Source organism: Pseudomonas sp. I3-I5 (genome assembly GCF_022699445.1).
Classification (GTDB): domain Bacteria; phylum Pseudomonadota; class Gammaproteobacteria; order Pseudomonadales; family Pseudomonadaceae; genus Aquipseudomonas; species Aquipseudomonas fulva.
This window is the reverse complement of the sequence record NZ_CP093940.1, coordinates 1708355-1726246: the sequence shown is the minus strand read 5'-3', so window position 1 is coordinate 1726246 and position 17892 is coordinate 1708355. Positions and strand designations below refer to the sequence as shown.

The window sequence follows — 17892 nt, the reverse complement described above, 5'->3', positions numbered from 1 at the left end:
CCTATCTTGTGAGCGAGGTTATCTCTAGCTCTTGAGTGTGAAAGAAGCTATAGCCTTATGCCGATTTCACCAACACTTGCTAGCGTCACTGCCGCGAATCTCCGCAGAAAAAACTCGGCGGGCATCAGAGGGCCCCTTGGCAATCAAGTGCTAAAGCACTTTCATAAGTCATGCGAGCCGTCAATAGTGGGCCCAGCTTCCTCTGAGCATTACATGCCGGCTCCTCAACAAACTACTTGGCCTGAATCGCTTTGCTCGACCAGAAGTCTTGCCAAAGAAGGTTCTCGAGAAACCGGGCACCGCGAGGCTTTCAAGAAAATCAAAAAATGGCGCAGCATACTCTGTACGTAGTAGGAGGCGACCTCTCCTAGGGTTGTGTGGGTTCCCCTTGATAGATCGTCTGACGACAATTCTCATGATTAATCTCGTGTGTAGAAATGATAGATCACCATAGGTGTAGGTTTACGCTGCAGAGCGTGATGATGGTGACCATAAGCTTCGGCATAAAGTAGGCACGACACCGCCCCCATAGCCAGAAATTTCATAACTATCGCACGTCAGGATTTAGGCGTAGGAGTGGGTTGAATCAAGCAGAACATACTTGCAAAAAAGGGGCAGCCACCCCCTAGGGGGTTTAGAAGTTACCGCTGTGGGAGCGAGCGACGATGCTTGCACACCGTCTCCCAACGACCCAGGCGGAAACGCTCGTATTGCCGTACAGGCACTACCTTCTCACGATTGCTCATGATCAGTTTCTCCATCCGTCCTCAGCGGGCTGCTGAGCGCCTTCACACTCCGTATGCGAAGCAGTGCACGTTGAATGCGCGGCGGTACTAGAGATCCTTGGGGGTAGCTGCGAAGGCAATACTAGCAAGGCCAGATGCTGTTGAGAAGGCCATTAGCCACCACCAACAATGCATCCGCCCTAGACTTTAGTAGCCCCAACCTGGCGTCAAAGGCTGATGGGATGAGGCCACAGCGTCAGGCCATCATCAGGTTGTAGTGCTCTTCGAAATCTGTAGCGACAAAGATCTTTTTAAACTGATCTAGGTATTGCCTAGGGTCAATGCCGCCAAATTCACCCAGATTGACGGGGTCGGAGTGAGATTCGCGGTTGATGTACCGGTAAAGAGCTCGGAACTCGGGGTTCGCATCGGACAGGTCATCGATCACCTTCCAGAGCTTTTCCTTACGCTGTACGAAGCCGAAGTAGTATTCCAAGATGTTTCTCATCATGTTTGGGATGAGAGCCGGGGAAGCTTTGCCTTCGAGGGCGTCCTTCATCGTGTGCCAGAAGGCATGGTAGTCATTCCGAATGTCCCGTCTTTGAAGAGGCTGGATGGTACTGTGATCGGCCTTTGACACCTTGAACAAGGTCATTTCGTTTTCGCGCCGGTCGTCCTCTATCAGCTTGATCAGCTCATGGTAGAAGAACAGGTTGTGGGTCATGACAATGACCTGCTTGAAGCGATTGGCCGGAAGGAGTACGTGCTTGCGGATGAGCGAGGCGACATCGTAGACGTAATTATGGGACAGGCTGGAAATTGGATCGTCGATCACGACGATGCGTTGGCTTTTGAGCTTCTTTGACGCGGAATCCAGCTCTCCGTTGCACACCTCTAGGAAGTAGAGGAACGAGATCAGCGTCTTTTCCCCCTCACTGAGCGTATTGAAAACCTTTTCCCTCGCACCTGCCCTCTGCAGTCGGTATTGAGGGATAGGGCCCTCCTCTTTAACCAGCTCGAAGCCTTGCAATCCCAGTAACCCGAGCCAACGGTTGATGTTCTCGACAGCCTGATCAATGTTGGTGGTTTGGGATGTGTACTCCGCTTTTTTCCTTCGAAGCTCGATGATTTCGTCACGCATCGCTTGCACGCTTTCACGCTTCTTGTTGCGAAGCTCTCTGAACTCCTCAATTTTTGGAAGCGTGTCTCGCAGCAGCTCATCGCAAGCGTCTCGATAGCAGTACCAGAAACGCTCGGTGATCATCACCAGATGCCTACCCTTCTCACGAAGCTTGTCGTTGAAAGCTTTTATACGAACCTGCTCCACCTCAATCAGCTGATTGATGCCTGCGATCAGATCGTCGCTTGAGGAGAGCGTGACCACGATAGATGGATTCGAAACCTTCTTATCGAGCAAGGAGAGGTTATCGATCAGTAGCGCTTTGAGGTCGGCAGTCAGCTGAGCCAGTTTTGGAGTGGGGTAGTCTGCGCTGTCAATTTGGGCAACCAGCGTTTCCATTCCGGAACTGTACTGTGACCGTAGCTTTTGCAGCCGGCCGAGCCGTTCCTCATAGGTCTTGTCGAACACCTTTTTGATGTCGTCGTAGAAATCTTTGGGCAGGTTTTGCTGGCAGAGCGGGCATTGCTCGGCATTTAGTTCGAGGTAGCCGAAAGATTGTTTCACCCAGTCGGAGTTACCCAGGGCAAGGATCAGGGCTGAGAGGTAGGACTCGTCAGAAGCGACGATCTGCTCCTGAAGCAGTGAATCTTGCTCGACCACCTTCGCCCAGAAGGAAACGCTCTGAATGGAGCGGATGGGCTGGTCATTAGCCTTGACCAGCTCATTCGCTTCATTTGCTAGTAACTCAAAGGTGTCAGGGGTCTCCGAAAACGCCAGGCTAGTGACCTTATCAAGCATGCGATCTTTGGTGTGGACGCCCTGCAGACAGTAGGCTAGCGCCGTCGACTCTACCTGCTTACGCAGCGCCCAGATACCATCCTTAAAGGATTGCTCCAACGCCTCTTGAGCGGCTTTGGACTCCTTCCCTACCGTCATTTCTGCTTGGTAGTCGGCTTCCAATGCTTGAATCGCGGCCTCAGCCTCCCTGAGTAATTTCTCAGCCTCAACGTTGTCTTCGTTGAGAGTGAATACACCTGGCTGACTACCTCCATGAAAATTCTTCTCGATGAAGGCTTGGTTGTAAACGCAGATATCAGGCTCTACGGCTTGCTCTGAAATGCTGCAGCGTCCGAACGACGGATGATCCAAGGTTTGCAGATAGTTACCGATCGTTGACTTCCCCGCGCCATTTTGGCCGTAGATGAGGTTTATTTTCTTCAGTGGCCCAAGCACCACTGGAGCGACTGGGGAATAACTGGAGACATCACACAACGACACGTTTAGCAGCATGAGGGCAGTCCTTGGCAACCGGCCGATCTGGTTTGGATCAATGATATGGGGCTATCTGCTGATGTTAATAGCACCATAGTGGCAACGAAAGGGCTGCCCCGCACTTCCCGGTTACCTCGGCAGTAAGCAATCCCCCAAATGAGTACATTTGTACTCATGGCCGTATCAAGCCTTCGGACGCCTCACAAGTTGAAGAAGAGCTAGCCGGCCTCTTCGAGTCCAGATTGGCGATAGGCGCATAACCTTCGCTCAACGTAATCAAGGCATTAAACGCTGATGCGAGGGGTCAGATTGACATTCCCTGCCATTCAAGATCGATCGCACTTGCATACCCGCCCTTGGCATACCAGGTCGTCATAGCACGCGACAACATCCTCCAGGCCCATATCCGAGCGTGTCATCAGCACTTTCATCTCAGGGTCGAACGCTTGCAGCAACTGAATCAACACACCAACCTTCATGCACTCCCCCCACTCCGCGACGATTACCCTGACGCAACTGGTTGCCCCTACCCTACAAGCTCAGGATAGAAGGCTTCGGGATGATGCAGCCGGTCTCTTCGAGCCCGAAACGCCGATAGCTATGACCAAGCAGCTTGCCGCACCGTGCGGTCACCAAGCCTTAACAGATGACCGAACCGTCGATGGCCATGATGGATCTGAACGCTACGCCATGAGCCTCAAAACCAAGCTTCGGCCAGTCAGACCTGTAATTGAGAGAGTCATGATGATGTCCATGCACGACCATTTTGGCGCCCATTGCCTGGGCGAGCTCATCGATCTCAGAATAACCGTGCGGGTGGCAGCTAGGAGCCTCATGAGTGACTAGGATGTTCGCGTTCTCCATCGAGAGCGAGAAGTAGTCGTCTGGGTAGATTGCAGAAAGCGCGTGCTGCTTCTTCGTCGCTACGATGTCTTCGTGCTGAGGTCTGTGCGCCAGGCGCTCGAGGTAATCTGCGTAATTCTGAATACCAGTATCAGGGCTGCCTGGTAGCCAGACTTGCGACTCGAAGGTGCCGCCCAGCCCTGCTATACGATGGCCAGCAATCTCCACTACACGGCCATGCAGGCTGCGCTCAGAGAGGCCGCAGCCATAGAGGTTATGCCAATAGGCTGGGCGATCCGTGTCATGGTTGCCGTGAATGAACCAGATCTCGGTGATGTCGAGGATAGGGCGCAGGATCATATCTAGGGGCAAGCTGCATTCGAGGTCACCCAGGAAGACCACTGCCTCGGGACGATGAAGCTTCACCAGTCGGATCACATGATCAAAGCGTCCATGTACGTCGCCGAGAAACCAAATCATTCCTTAGATCCTGCTGCAATATTGCGGTTGGATAGCGATGCATGCTGAGCTGAGGTCATCCAATACGCAGCGCGCGCTGGATGAACATCCGATCCACGTAGCCAATGGATTCTACCCAGGCGTGCTGGTTGTCTCGAATGAATTGGCCAAGCTGATCCACGTCCGCCTTCTCAGGGAAATCCATCAGGTCAGCTAGGCGACGCAGAGTCTGAATAGGGATGCCCATTTCCTCCAGAGCATTTACACCGGGTGGCAGGTGGAAGCTTTCAAAGACCATTCTGACGTGCGTGTAATCGACCTTGCTGTGGATGCCACGCTTAAGCGCATGGTGTTTGACTACATCCTCCATAAGCGCGAGAAGCTTGGGCAAGGTGAATCCGTAGGTATTGGTGATGATTTTCAGGTCGTTGTTCAGCGCTTCGGAGAGTGTGCGCTTCGTCCCCTCGGTCACCCATTGCCGAGCGTATTCAATCTGGCTCTTCAAGTAATTCGAATAGCTGGGCGCGTTGACGTAGCCAGCCAGCTTGGCGATGAGAAGATCTGGCGGATTGACGCTGACGCCGTTGCGGCTGAACGTATGAGGCACCAGCCTGGCGATGATTTTCGCGAATGTCTTGAGGAAATTGGTTGCCGGGCCCCAGTGGAACACGAGCGTGGCGAATTCCGTATCGTCCATCATCTCGACCATACTCTGCAGCTCTTCGAACTGCTCGAAGCGGAAGTAGGAATGTTTTTTCACAAGGTCGAAGGAGACACGATCGCTCGCAAAGACTGCCTCGAAGCGATCCTGAGAAAACTCAGAAAGGTGATCCGGCTGAACGCTAGCGAGCAGGTTAAGCGGCGTTTCGACGTCCTGAGTACCAAGCGGAATTTCAACCTCCTGGTTGAGGTTGTCTTCCGGGATCTCCTCCAGGCAGTAAATCGTACCAACGAAATGCACACCCATCCGCCCAGCGCGCCCTTTGATATTGCCGTGGGTGAATTTGTCGATGCTGCGAGTGCCGTCACGGTTGTCGTAGATCACCACGTTCTTGGCAATGGTGTTTACGCCTTCGATGATGGTCGAGGTACAGATGAGAAAGCGCAGATTGCCAGCGTTGAACTGGTCAGCGGTGTACTGCTGCAGCGCTCTGGGCAGTGCGCCGAAGTGCAAGCCGATACCGTTCTTCAATGCCACGGCGTAGTCCCACTCGGGATCGAATTCCTGGCTCACCCAATCGATATATGGATTGCTGGTCGGGGTGCCATAGCCATACCGGATCAATTCACGCGCCACGGTGCCGGCGACCGTTGGCGACTTGCAGTAGATGATTGTCGCTTCGTCGCAGTGTTGGGCGATCTTTCCAAGCGCCTTGAGCTTGCTTTTTTGATCGTTGGGTTTGATGCCGAACGTGTGAACGTCGAGTGCTACAGTGTTGAAGTCACTGGAGACGAAGGTGTGTGGGTAGCCTAGGTTTTCCAGGCCGCGAATGCTGTTGATAAACGGCCCAGTGAGGTAGAACTGCTTGGAGACTTTAAGTAGTTTACTCAGCGCGATATTGAGCTCGATGACGCGCTCGTCTTTGTAGTCCGTGGTGCCGTTCTTGAGCTCCCGGAACGCCAGCTTGTAAAACTCATCAATTACGAACAGATCGATGTTGACGATGTCGTTTCGCTCGTTCACGCGCTCCTGGGTGAGCACGTACACAGCCCGGTCGGAATGACACTCCTGCGAGCTGTGGTGAATTATCTGGTACCGCTCACCGAACCTGACCTGGAGTCGACGCCGTGTCTCGTCTGCAAGCGCCACGGTCGGCACCACCAGGACAAGCCGCTTCAGCTCACCCAGGCCCAGCAACGAGTCGACGATTGCACTCTTGCCCATGCTGGTAGGTGCGCTGAGCACCACATTGCGCCCTGCTTTGAGCAGATCAAAAATGTGGAACTGCATCGAGTGGAAAACAAAGTTGTCCGAGAAGGGGGTACGGTACAGATCCAGCACCCTCAGCTCATCCGATGTCAGGTCGGAGAACTCCTTTTTCAGGTAAGGGAACAACCCGGACTTTCTCACCATATTTTTGAGCAAGGTGGTGTGTTCAGAGAAGCGTTCACGTGCATCGAGAGCTCGGACGATCAAGTCACGTCCCAGGTCATACGACACTGGGTTGGACAGCAGCTTGTTGATCACAGCCAAGTATTTGAAAGACGAGAAGTCCTTGCTTTGAAGGCTGTGTTTCGCTTGCTCATACACCTGCGTCATACCACTTCCCTCACCTTGTCTTCGACCATCCTGGCTAGCTGCTTAAGGCTTGGTGCGGGGTAAATGAAGATGTGGATGCCTAACTGCCCAAACGGCGAACCCTCTACAAGATCGGCGGCGAACTCTTCAAACAAGGCTGCCGTTTCCCGCTGTAGCTCGTCTTCATGCCCTGGGGTTTCAGGGTCGGTTACCAAGCAGGAGTCATAACCAACAAACAGTACGAACCTGAAGCGATCGAGGTGTGCGTCCAAAGGACGACTGCCGTCCAGGATTTCATCGATGTCATGTCGCAGTAGATACTCATCGTCCTTGACGTCCAGTATTTTGCTACGCGCCGAATCGAAGCATTCCTCGATGACCTCATAGAGCTCATTCCGGAGTTCCGGCAACCGCACAGAGATGTCAGTTTCGGTCACCAGTTCGCTGAAGCCGATCCAAAGCTGATCACCTTCCGATTCGCGACGAACAATGTGCACGTTTTCGAGAATTCTCTCTTCCCCAGGGTTTTCAACGTGCAGCATGCAGGGTATTGGCTGGCTTTCATGATGTTGCCGAATGGTCGCGTGGAGCAGCACTCGCCCCAGGAACTCTCGGACATCGTTAAGCGACTTGAAGACAGATGTACGCAGCCGCTCGCGTTTCTCCACGAGCGTGAGCTTGTGTATATCGGCAATCTCCCTGGGGCGGAGAAAGACCTCGTCGAGCCATTTGCACACGTTCTCGACAATATGTTTGTAGCGGTATTGGCTCAGAAAATATTCTTGGTGCAGTACCTGTCCTTGACGCTTGTCGCAGACCGAAGCCATCGGGGCTCTGAAGGGAGTGAGGATGTGAGGCAACTTACGTTTGACGTAGATTTTGCGGCCTGCCTTGGTCTGGTCATCCACCACCCGTTGGTTAAACCACTCAAAAAGGTCTGACCTGACATAGCACTTGTCGTCTGCACTGTGGATACGGCGAGAACGCTCGCCCTTGCGGGTCACCGTATCGAGGATCAAACACCAAATATCCTCAGCAGCAGCCTCAGAGCTGAGGGTAACCCCGTGCAGATCCTCGGACGACCTTCGAATGTTGGCTATCCCCAATAGCTCCAGCTCGCGAATGGTGTGATACACCTCCCAGGTAGCCGCATCAACCCAATCAGCGACGGTAACGCCAGAGGGCGTCTGGTAGTCCCTGGTTCGCTCGTTGAGGTCGTCGATCAGCTCTTGCCTGCCAGGCTTGCCCGTCCGAGCCGAGGACTTGATCGTCAGATACTCCAGGGTCTTGTTGACCTTGTCTTCAGTGACGATCGAGTATCGCCGTGCCAAGCCTGGGTCTGACTCGCATTGCATCGACTTGTGCAGGATCGAACTGCTAGGAATGGTTTTCTTGTCGGCACCCTTCCCGTTTTTGACAATGTCCGAAATGTTCCAGCGGGTCTTCTCGGTACTTTTGACCTGTACAAAATCGACGTAGCCGTCGGAGACGATATCGATATCGTCCGTGACCTCGCAGCGGACACTGCGGATGGTCTTGTCGCGGAGCATCCGGGTGACATGGAACGCGGCAACGCAGTCCTGGAACAGGAAACCGTGCTTGGCGGCTACACCACCCGAATCATTAGAATCCATCTCGACGTCCGTGACATTTTGCAGAGAATCTAGGGGATTCTACTGCCTTAGTCCATCAAATGGTGGCATTTAGCCCTCTAGCAGCAGCGTTGCACCTCACCGTATGGAAATAGCTTGCCGGTTGTCTTGATGGCAAAGCGGCACTAGCTTGGGCTTTTTTCAACGGGGCCCACATGATGATTCGAGCGATGGAGCTGAGATTTGGCCGGCCACCGCTCTTCATATCAGTCCAAACTCACTAAGCTTTTGACTTGTTACGAGCTAAAGTCGCGACGCCTATGAAAGAAAGATTCCCTTTCAGCGAAACTGCTTCGGCTACTGCCGAATTAGCCCCGACGTCCATTGCAACTCTTAGTCCTAAGCAGAGAAGATTTAGGGCTTCGTCGAGAGCGTACTCGGTCGCTCGCCGCTTATCAACCTTTTCTCTAAACTGCCTAAGCTCCGCACTAAGCCTAACAGGTGCGAATATCAACCTAAGAGACATGATTGCTTCTTCGGCATCTTTGAAGCAGTTATCAAGATAAGCATTATATAGCTGCCTGAAGCCTTTACCTATTGTAGCAATACAGCCTTTCACATCGTCTACTGTTGGCCTGCTAGAGGCGCATTGATCGCTAAGCGTGTAGGCTGACAGTATCGTACTCTCGATAAAGTTTCGACATTCCGCCTCTGACAGTGACCATTCATGGTAGAAGGGGCGGTTTTCAGTTATCAAATTAGCTTCTCGATAAATGCGCACAGCGTCCTGAGGCTCATTGGATACACGATGAAGATACGCCAAGTTTGTAATAACCCTCGGTTCTTCTGGCTCAAAATCAAAAACCGTCTGCGCAAGATCGATAGCAAGCAAAGGCCTATTGGTTTTATGAAAATGCTCAGCCAAATCATATCGCCAAGAGTGCAGACCCTTAATAAAAGCTCCATCCAGGTGCGCTGACAACGCTGCTTTAACTAGACTCTGGAAGTGCTCGGCAATATTCTCAAGATATCCATTCTCCAAAACCTGAACGATCGCTTGGGCAATGTACTTGTGTCGTGTGTAAACGCATGTTGAGGTCGTTGTTGCAGCAGCCTCCTGCCCAAGTGGGCGAATAACTGAAGCGTGGAACTTCCCTACATCACAGCCCAGTACACGCGCCAGCACGGGGATAGAGAGATAGTCTTGCCCTTCGGCATGCATTATAGAAATAAATGCCATAGCATCTTTCAATGTGCCTCCAGACGGGATTTCAATAGTTCCTAATTTATCTAGCATAACTCTAGCATGATCAATCAAGTCAGAGCCATGCCGCACACCAAGCAATGCTCCAAAGAACGCACCCGAGTCCCCCGCAGAATTTGCCTTAGCTTCTTCACGAGCTAGCTTAGTAAAGCGTTCAGCGCGTGCTTGCTCGTCGACGTTAGCTAACTCGCCAAGGCCCGCATCGCCAAAATTAGCCCATGCATCAACAATTTTAGTTGCGTCGTTAAGACTAAGGCCAAAAAGCAGCTCGTGCTTAAAACTACACACTGATTTCCAAGCAAGTTTGTCCGCGTCGCACGCCAGCCAATCTGAATCTCTACTCCCTAGCAAAAACGAAACCTTCCCGCGCGCTAATTCCTGACCACTCGCAACAAAGTTAAATACTGCTTGCGCGGACTGATCAGCACCATCCAACAAGACAAGCCACTTCCCATTGCCAGCCAGAAGTGGAGCCAGCTCTTGGATATTGAATGGCCGAAGGTCGTTTTTCCTTCGAAGTACTGACCATTCTGAATTGTCCTTAACAATTTCGTACGCAGCTTGAAGTAACGCGGTGGTCTTCCCTTCGCATCCGGCCGCAGTCAATAGGGTAACCGTTGCCGTGTCAGTTTCATTTTTCGCTCTAAACGGCGAAACTATCCGCTCCACAATTTCGCGCCGAGGTATAGACCTGGACAACGCTGTTGACCATCCTGGCACGGCTCCATCAAAAAAAGCGAGTGCTTGTGCAGAATCAAGTGCAGCCAGATGCGGCTCGAGATCACTTCCTCTGAGTATCTCCCATCCTCCCGGGGGATGACTCACGGTAGGCTTTCCGCCGACTATCGGCTTCAGAGACGAAGGGAGACGATATTCCCACCAGTCCCCTTTACGATTCAGATCAGAGAACGGGTCGGTATTCAGCACCCAACTTTGATGATTAGTATTCCAATGATAGGATTGCAACGATACAGTACCAGCCTCTATATCCGCACGCCCCCAAAGCAAACCGTTACGCCATGGATCTCCTTCTCTTGATTGAAATGCAGCACCAGACTGAATTGCTAGAAAAAAATCTCCATCTCCATAGCTGGGCTCACTCCATGCATCATGTAAATGACCATGCAGATAAATGCAATTTTGATGCGCAAGCATAGATTTTATAGGGCGCTGCTGTTCTTTCGTAAACCATGATATTGGATGGTGTCCCAAGACGAATGTCAGGCTAGCGCCCTCGACATTACTTAACGCAGCTTCAAGCAGAGGTTTCCCGAGAGTTAAGAGGCCTTCATCTTGGTCATCCTTACAAAGCCAGGCAGTATTAACCCCAACGATACCGACATCTACACCATTGACCGAGGCTCTCGTACTAAAAGCACCCTGCGACGCTTCAAAGTTAGCAGCGTTATTCGTCAAGTCGTGATCAATGTAATTTCTAAAGCGTTCAACAAGCATTTTCCGCTCCCGAGCCCCGCTTTCCGTAGGGTCAAAATAGGGCTCGCGCAGCTTGGAAAATTCAATACGATCAAATGCCTTATTTACTCTACGATCGAGATCATGATTTCCAGGCACCATGAAGGTTTTAGCCTGAATGTCTCCACCGAAAATTTCTAGCAGAGGATGCAGAAATTCATCGCAGAATTTTTCGTATTGATCAGAGGCACCTTTATCAGCTACATCTCCTGTGATGAACACGAAGTCTGGCTTAAATCCATCGGCCACTTTTTTTCTGGCATGACTTAATATCCGAGTAAACATCTGAGACTCTGCATAACCGTCCTTGCCTGTATGGAAGTCAGACAAATGTAACCAGTTGACAATAGGCGACACCGCAAGATACTCCTTGGCATAGATATCATTTGGCCATTATCCACAAATTCAAAGAAAAGTCTACGATTGACATCTGTTATTTTCACTCGCGAGATAACTGCCGTCACAACTGCATCCAGAATCTATTTAAAATCTATAATTGCCTGCATCGAATAGTTTATCTATGAGAGCCGAGACTGCTACGTGCAAGTTTACCATTGCGTGCCAGGACAGATCCCTAGAGGGTATCACGCCAGGAAACAGATTCGTTCAGCCTCCTCTAGCCTTAAATGAAAATTGGAGCCCCTGCGGGGATATGCGACAGCTCTCGGCATCTTTCCGCATAGCACCAGCGCAGATACAAGCTTCAGCTGATGACCGAGCGATTATGGTCATAATGGATTTTAAACGCAGCACCGAAGGCCTCAAAACCCAGCTTCGGCGGTAATGGCTTAACCCTGACGAGCTTCCCGGCGCTATGTGTTGATAGTCAGTAGCGGCTTGAAAACTACATTTAGCAATAAGACGCAGACGCTAAAGATCGGCACCGGAGATAACTGCAGCTTGAGCTTGGTAATATTGCTTAAGCGCCTCCACCGCATCGTTGTATATGGGATGGTCGGGGGAAGAATTTTGAACGGGGAAGACTCAATACCACTCGACGGTAAATCATTAATCGGCGTGTGAGTCTACTACTGAGCTCAAGGCTTCTTAACGGCTCGATGAGCAGATTTAATTTTTTCCTTCTCCTCTTGCGCCTTCTTGAAAGCTAGGGCCATGGTGGTTTTGCCGAGCTGTTGAGAGTGGCGGCTTGGTTTACGGCCGAGGGCTTTCGGTCGTTTTTTCGAGTGAGCCGCAGCGGTGGTATGAGCGCCGCCCCTTTTGGCTGCTTTCGCCTTGATCCGCTGAGTCAGATCGTTTCGGGCATCCGCTAACAGCAGGAAGGCGGTAAGTGTGATCGGCGTGGCATTGGGCAACAGGATTGAGAACTCATGGCTGGTGTCGGGGTTGGCTTTAACCTGGGCTAGGTTTCTCTCTGAAAATGCCTGAGTGTGGAGATGGTGTTCGACTAGCCGTCGGATGTAGAGGCAAATGCTCCGGTCGCCCCAGATGCCCGTGATCTTGAGAAAATCTTTGTCGATGCCGATGATCGACTTCATATAAAACGGCTTCCAGCCTGTTTGTTGCCAAGAATAGCTGGAAGCTTCGGTGGTGACACACGGGATAGAAGGGAGTCTACCGGGGCGACTGCTGTTGTCTGTACACGGGTGCTTGGGCCATGGCGGGCCGAGTTCGTCGAAGAAGACCCGGCCACCACTGGAAGATTGGTAAAAGAATACCGCCGCACCACACACGGGGCAGCTGGCATTGGGATTGACGAAGCTGTCGTATGTGCTGGTCAGCGCACGTGGCCACCAACCTTGTGAAGCGGGAACGACATTTGAAAAGGTCGAACGCCCCGACTGCCCATCCCCACCCCAGCCGCAGGTGCAGTTCAGTGGATGATTCCATGCGTTGCACATAACCACCTCCATACGGCCATGAAAACTAAACGCCTAATCTTACAGTGCATTGCAGCGTAGCATCCTTCAGCTACGCAGCACTTCGGAAGCAGGATCGGAGGGCCGGCCTGTCAGCCTACACCCCTTCTGCCTCGGCTTCGGCCTGGAACACCTCGATGAGCTTTTGGTTGTAGTCGTCGAGGTAAGTCTGGAGACCTTCGCGATCAACCAGTCGCACCGCCGCCGTAGCTGCCAATTCCTTGGCTGACTTGGTGAAGTAGGAGTTGGTGACAACCATCGCTTCATCGCAGCCGTAGAAAGCTTTGGCAGAAATCGCTTGCTGCACAGCAGCGTTGCCCACCGAGCCGCTGTAGTTCTTGGCCTGGATTACCATCGTCTTGCCGAATCGGCTCACGAACAGATCCGCGCCTTGATCAGCAGTCTTCTGTGTCTCTCTTACGTCGTATCCGATGGTTTGGAAAATCTCGACCAGGAACGCCTCAAACTGGAATCCATCCATCGCATCGACCAGGTACATGGTGATGAAGCGATTCGGGTTGAAATGCTCAAGCTGGCTTCCCAAGCGCTCAACTAGGATGTCGAAGTAGATTTCTTCGCACAGGCCCAATCCAAACTGGAAAGCCTGAAGCGGGAGCAAAGGAACGCCGGTCGTGGTCGCAGCCTGAGGGTTGAATTGCAGTCCCGAGAAGGAAGCATCGCTCTCCCACAGGTAGTAGTAAAACAACGCTAGGTCAGCCCGGAAGGTCGTACCAGCCTCCTCGATCCACGACCTCAGCGAGCTGGCCAGGTCGGATCGGATGTGGCGAGTGACCTCGCGAGAAAAGCCGGCATACACAGAGTTGAATGCGGTCGTGAGCAGTAACTTGTCCAACAAGGTAGGCAGTTGCTCAAGCTCGTCAAAGCCCCTGCGAATCAGCACCTCCCTGAAAAGCTCACGTTCGGAGTAAACGCCATTCATCCGAGCGCCTGGCACCGCTGCATCATCCCCACCTCCCCCTACAGGATCGCGGGTGGTGTGAATGAAGTTGGTGAAATACGGCTGCTTCAGCTCTGCGTACTTTCTGAGAACGCTGTTCAGCAGCTCATTGAGCTGAGCCTGCTCCTTCTTCTTGCCCCAGATGTCTTTCAGAAATCCCTTCGACTGGTACTGAAAATCGGGATAGAAGGATGGGTCAAGCGGCGTCATACCTTGCTGAACAAGCTGAGCCTGGGAGGCAGGCTCTGAAGCCCCGCACTGAGGGCAATGGGTCTCAAAGGTCGAGCGATGACAATGATTACATTGATAGATCACGGTATGTCGTCCCTGTGCCTTTAGCCTCGCGCGGCCACTCGCTCTGCTTGCTGAATTGCTGGTTTCGGCAATGCCATACGAAGGCTTTCACGATATTGCTCTGCCGGCGCCTCATGGGTGACCTCGACGACAGCATCATAATTTTCTCTAATGACCTTCTCGATCTCAGCAATCTCGGCTCGGAAGAATTCTTTCCGCCCGTTGACCTTGTTGAGCCGACCAGATGCAAAATGCTCGTGGAGTTTCGCTTCTAATGCAGGAGCGTTGTTCGAGAAAACCATCGCATGCACGTCGAACCAGAACGGTACCGACGCGTCACCCAGCTCGTCGACTCGATCCATAGGCTCAAGGCGACGAGTCATGCCGATCTTGTAAATGCCCTCGCCGAATGCGCCGAGATTAGAGATCACATACACATACCCGGCTTTGGCATTCTGCTCGCGATAATCAATGAGCTTTTCTTCGCTCTCGAGCTCGGCTCGACCTGCCTCAACTTCGGCTAGCTTCACCAACAGCGCCGAGCGCTCCTCATCAGATTGCACTTGCTCAAGGCGAGCCTGCAGGTCACGCATAGCAGTCGTGAAGTGCTTCCGCTCCTTGGCAATTTTCTCTCGCGCCGCACGAATTTCCTGCTCGAGCTTCTGCTGCTCTCGAAGCTCCTCTCGGGCGCGTTTTGCCTCTTCCTTTTCTTCTTGCTTCTTGATCTGGAATTCATGAGCAAGGTGCAGCTCATCGAGCTTGAGATCCAGGTAGATACCGGAAATCTCTACGCTCATAACCTTGCCCAGTCGATTGCAGGCTTCGTACGATTTGAGGATTCGTTTCTCGCCGAGCTCGACGTTGTCGAATTTCACATTGGCTACGCAAGCATCGGCCTCGTTGTTGAACGAGCGGATCACCAGCTTGATCATGTCGTTCACAAGCTTGCGGCCTTGGGCCTGGCTGTTGTTGACCGTCCAGTGCATGTTGCCGGTTGCGGCCTGCCCATTCTTGATCAGGATTTTCTGACGATCACGGACGTGATCCAGTCGAGCCTTGTACTCCTGGCTGCTGGTTAGCTTGAACTTAGGCTCATAGAGGGCAAAGCTTTCAAGGAGCAGCGTCTCTTCCCAGACCAGTATCTGTCCCTGCAGATCAGTCGAGCGCTGTGCGAGAGCAGCCAACTCCCTCTGCGCACGTTGGGTCTCCTCGCGTATGCCCGAGAGCCTGGATTGCTCTTGCGCAATCAGCTGCTGGATACTCGCTACGTCCATGGCGCCGATCTTCGTGACGAGCTCTTGCAACTGCGAATACTGTACCCGGAGCTCCGCAAGCTGCGTTTCTAGAGCCTCCGCTCGCTGTCGGTGAGCTGGGCCTTTCAGATAGTCGCTAAACGACATGGGTTCCTTCCTCGTTTTGAATCGAATGCATAGACCGGAGAAGCACGAGGTAGGTATCGGAACGCCCTACGATGATTTGCCGCTCAAAGCCCACACGACACTAGCTCAATGCACTCTTCCCTGCTGCGAATGAGCGTAACCGGAGTGAAATCATAAAGCCATCATGAAGACAGCTAGGGTGAATAGGTTTACGAGTGACCAGTGGTGCTCATATCAGGCACTGGTGCTCGAGCAGCTCCTCTCGCGAGAAAAACGCGAAGCAGTCTCCCTGGGTCTCGTGTGAATTCTTCATAGTGCTCGTCACCGCATGGAGTACAAATGTTCTCCTTCTGAGCTTAGCGAGATACACTGTATGCATCAACAGTGCGTCGACGCAGGGGAACGCTCGTCACACCTCCTCGCTGTCCTGAACAGAGGAACATTCAGACTGAGGCAGGCCGTGACCTCTACGTGGCATTACTGAGGACGAGCACATATGGAGGAGTTGCACATGTCACTGAAGTCATCATTCGCCATCGTGCTGCGGACGCTTCGCACCAGGCGAAAAATCTCGCAGCGCGACTTCGGAGATACCAGCCGGACTTTCCTTTCCAAACTGGAAGGCGCCCGATCAAGCCTAACGCTGGACAAACTTGAGCAGGTGAGCCACCGGCTTGAACTGAGCTCATTGACGTTGCTGACCCTTACCCTGAGCCAAGAGTCTGGTTGAACTGCCGCAGAACTCATCAATGACGTCCGCTCAGAAATTGAGAGATTGGAACGCGATGGGGATGTGCCGGGCCTAGAACAGGCTGCCCGTCAATCGTGCATACCGCTGGCGTCGTAGGCACGGCTAACACAGATGTGCCCTCCAGCATCATGAATCACAGGCAGTATTCCTGCGAGTCGCCCGCTGGGTGTCGCATAACCTCAATCGCGCCCGGACGCCGCTGGTGATGAGATGGTCGGCCAAGGTTCGTCACTGCTCCAGGTTTCTTCAAGGATCGTTCTGAACACGTCACTGAGCCCTGGGTATCTCCCCGTCCCTTGCAGTACTTGGACGAGCGCGCGCAGATCCTCAGCCTCTTGAGCTGTCAGGATCAAGTCACAGTAGTGCAGCCCTTCTGTGGCTTTGTGAGCTGAGCTTTGTAGTCGTCCTGAATCGCCCCTGGTTTCCTAGACACTCTCCAAGCTCAGGAAATAGCGTTTCTCATACTCTACTGGAGACAGCTGCATAGCACTGCTGTGTCGACGTTTTGGGTTATAGAACATCTCGATGTAATCGAAAATATCACTCCGGGCTTCGTCACGTGTCGCGTAGGTCTTTCGTCGAACCCGTTCCCGCTTCAAAAGCTGGAAAAAGCTCTCGGCTACGGCATTGTCGTGGCAGTTTCCCCGTCGGCTCATGCTGCTGACCACATTGTTGGCCTTAAGGAAGCTTTGCCAATCTGAGCTACTGAACTGACTGCCTTGGTCTGAGTGAATCATCACTTGCTGCTGTGGCTTGCGTCGCCAAACGGCCATCAGCATCGCGTCGATAGCAAGGTCGCTGCACATCCTTGGCTTCATTGACCAACCAATTACTTGGCGTGAGAAGAGATCCGTATCCGTCCGGCAAACACACCTTCCCGACACTACCGCCGAAGGCCATGGTGTCCACCTAATTTAAGTGGACACCAGTTCTAGCCTTTTAAGCGGGTATTTCATGCAGCCAACACGTCGCACCTATTCCAAGTCTTTCAAAGCCCAAATCATTCAAGACTGCGCCCACCCCGGCGCCTCGATTGCCAGCATCGCGCTCAGCCACAGCCTCAACGCAAACCTCGTCCACAAATGGATTCGGCTCCAAGCGCAGAAAAGCACAGCCCTGCAACCTGCATTTGTTCCATTACCTGTTTCGCTGACCAGCGCGAACTTGCACCCGGCAGGATTTAGCATCTGCGTTGAAATCCAGCATCCGCGCGCCACCATCAAAGTAAACTGGCCCACTGAACATGCGGCTACCTGCTCGACTTTTCTTCAAGACCTACTCCGATGATTCGCATCGACGCCATCTGGCTCGCCACCGAGCCTATGGACATGCGCGCGGGCACTGAAACGGCGTTGGCCAAGGTGATTGCGGTGTTCGGTGCGGCGCAGCCGCACTGTGCTTATCTGTTCGCCAACCGCCGCGCTAATCGCATGAAAGTTCTGGTGCATGATGGCTTCGGCATGTGGCTGGCGGCGCGGCGACTGAACCAAGGCAAATTCCACTGGCCTGGCGTTCGCCATGGCGCTGAAATGGAGTTGGATACCCAGCAACTTCAGGCATTGGTGTTGGGTCTGCCATGGCAGCGCGCAGGTGCTGGAGGTTCGATCACACTCCTTTAACGGCTGCCATTAGCCTATCGCTCTATC

General features: G+C 52.7%; 11 protein-coding genes and 1 pseudogene. 3 read left to right on the top strand and 9 right to left on the bottom strand.

Annotation, left to right across the window (positions count from 1 at the left end):
* Positions 1–981 precede the first annotated feature (981 nt).
* From MOP87_RS07780 to MOP87_RS07745, 8 genes are all read right to left on the bottom strand, one after another.
* Positions 982–3135 (bottom strand): AAA family ATPase, encoded by a 2154-nt coding sequence (locus tag MOP87_RS07780; RefSeq protein ID WP_242810345.1) that lies wholly within the window; start codon positions 3133–3135, stop codon positions 982–984.
* A gap of 621 nt (positions 3136–3756) precedes the next feature.
* Entirely contained in the window at positions 3757–4440 is a 684-nt protein-coding gene (locus MOP87_RS07775; protein ID WP_242810344.1) for a metallophosphoesterase, read from the bottom strand.
* A 55-nt stretch (positions 4441–4495) separates the two neighbouring features.
* Complete coding sequence (locus MOP87_RS07770) at positions 4496–6679, bottom strand: DEAD/DEAH box helicase (protein WP_242810343.1); 2184 nt, start codon at positions 6677–6679, stop codon at positions 4496–4498.
* Entirely contained in the window at positions 6676–8292 is a 1617-nt protein-coding gene (locus MOP87_RS07765; protein WP_242810342.1) for a dsDNA nuclease domain-containing protein, read from the bottom strand. Before MOP87_RS07765 ends, MOP87_RS07770 begins: the two co-directional genes overlap by 4 nt.
* A 238-nt stretch (positions 8293–8530) precedes the next feature.
* Positions 8531–11344, bottom strand: a complete 2814-nt coding sequence (locus tag MOP87_RS07760; protein ID WP_242810341.1) for a metallophosphoesterase — start codon at positions 11342–11344, stop codon at positions 8531–8533.
* A gap of 680 nt (positions 11345–12024) precedes the next feature.
* Positions 12025–12846, bottom strand: coding sequence for a hypothetical protein (locus tag MOP87_RS07755; protein WP_242810340.1), 822 nt, complete (start codon positions 12844–12846; stop codon positions 12025–12027).
* Positions 12847–12961: 115 nt separating this feature from the next.
* Entirely contained in the window at positions 12962–14137 is a 1176-nt protein-coding gene (locus tag MOP87_RS07750) for a restriction endonuclease (RefSeq protein WP_242810339.1), read from the bottom strand.
* A gap of 20 nt (positions 14138–14157) precedes the next feature.
* Positions 14158–15516 (bottom strand): DUF4041 domain-containing protein, encoded by a 1359-nt coding sequence (locus tag MOP87_RS07745; protein WP_242810338.1) that lies wholly within the window; start codon positions 15514–15516, stop codon positions 14158–14160.
* 490 nt (positions 15517–16006) lie between these two features.
* Here MOP87_RS07745 and MOP87_RS07740 point away from each other — a divergent pair, with 490 nt between their 5' ends.
* Complete coding sequence (locus tag MOP87_RS07740) at positions 16007–16225, top strand: helix-turn-helix domain-containing protein (protein ID WP_242810337.1); 219 nt, start codon at positions 16007–16009, stop codon at positions 16223–16225.
* Between the two features lie 446 nt (positions 16226–16671).
* On the opposite strand, the pseudogene MOP87_RS07735 reads toward MOP87_RS07740, so the two are convergent.
* Positions 16672–17097: pseudogene (locus tag MOP87_RS07735) on the bottom strand (IS3 family transposase); the annotation flags it as partial.
* Between the two features lie 103 nt (positions 17098–17200).
* On the opposite strand from MOP87_RS07735, the gene MOP87_RS07730 reads away from it, so the two are divergent.
* Complete coding sequence (locus MOP87_RS07730; RefSeq protein WP_053870528.1) at positions 17201–17533, top strand: transposase; 333 nt, start codon at positions 17201–17203, stop codon at positions 17531–17533.
* Positions 17530–17865, top strand: a complete 336-nt coding sequence (gene tnpB / locus MOP87_RS07725) for an IS66 family insertion sequence element accessory protein TnpB (protein WP_028697114.1) — start codon at positions 17530–17532, stop codon at positions 17863–17865. The genes MOP87_RS07730 and tnpB overlap by 4 nt, the downstream gene beginning before the upstream one ends.
* The last annotated feature ends 27 nt before the right edge of the window (positions 17866–17892 follow it).

Excerpts from the sequence above, each read along its gene's own strand:
- MOP87_RS07730 (WP_053870528.1), top strand. The coding sequence starts at position 17,201 with ATGCAGCCAACACGTCGCACCTATTCCAAGTCTTTCAAAGCCCAAATC.
- MOP87_RS07770 (WP_242810343.1), bottom strand. The coding sequence starts at position 6,679 with ATGACGCAGGTGTATGAGCAAGCGAAACACAGCCTTCAAAGCAAGGAC.
- tnpB (WP_028697114.1), top strand. The coding sequence starts at position 17,530 with ATGATTCGCATCGACGCCATCTGGCTCGCCACCGAGCCTATGGACATG.
- MOP87_RS07745 (WP_242810338.1), bottom strand. The coding sequence starts at position 15,516 with ATGTCGTTTAGCGACTATCTGAAAGGCCCAGCTCACCGACAGCGAGCG.
- MOP87_RS07755 (WP_242810340.1), bottom strand. The coding sequence starts at position 12,846 with ATGTGCAACGCATGGAATCATCCACTGAACTGCACCTGCGGCTGGGGT.
- MOP87_RS07765 (WP_242810342.1), bottom strand. The coding sequence starts at position 8,292 with ATGGATTCTAATGATTCGGGTGGTGTAGCCGCCAAGCACGGTTTCCTG.
- MOP87_RS07740 (WP_242810337.1), top strand. The coding sequence starts at position 16,007 with ATGTCACTGAAGTCATCATTCGCCATCGTGCTGCGGACGCTTCGCACC.
- MOP87_RS07780 (WP_242810345.1), bottom strand. The coding sequence starts at position 3,135 with ATGCTGCTAAACGTGTCGTTGTGTGATGTCTCCAGTTATTCCCCAGTC.
- MOP87_RS07775 (WP_242810344.1), bottom strand. The coding sequence starts at position 4,440 with ATGATTTGGTTTCTCGGCGACGTACATGGACGCTTTGATCATGTGATC.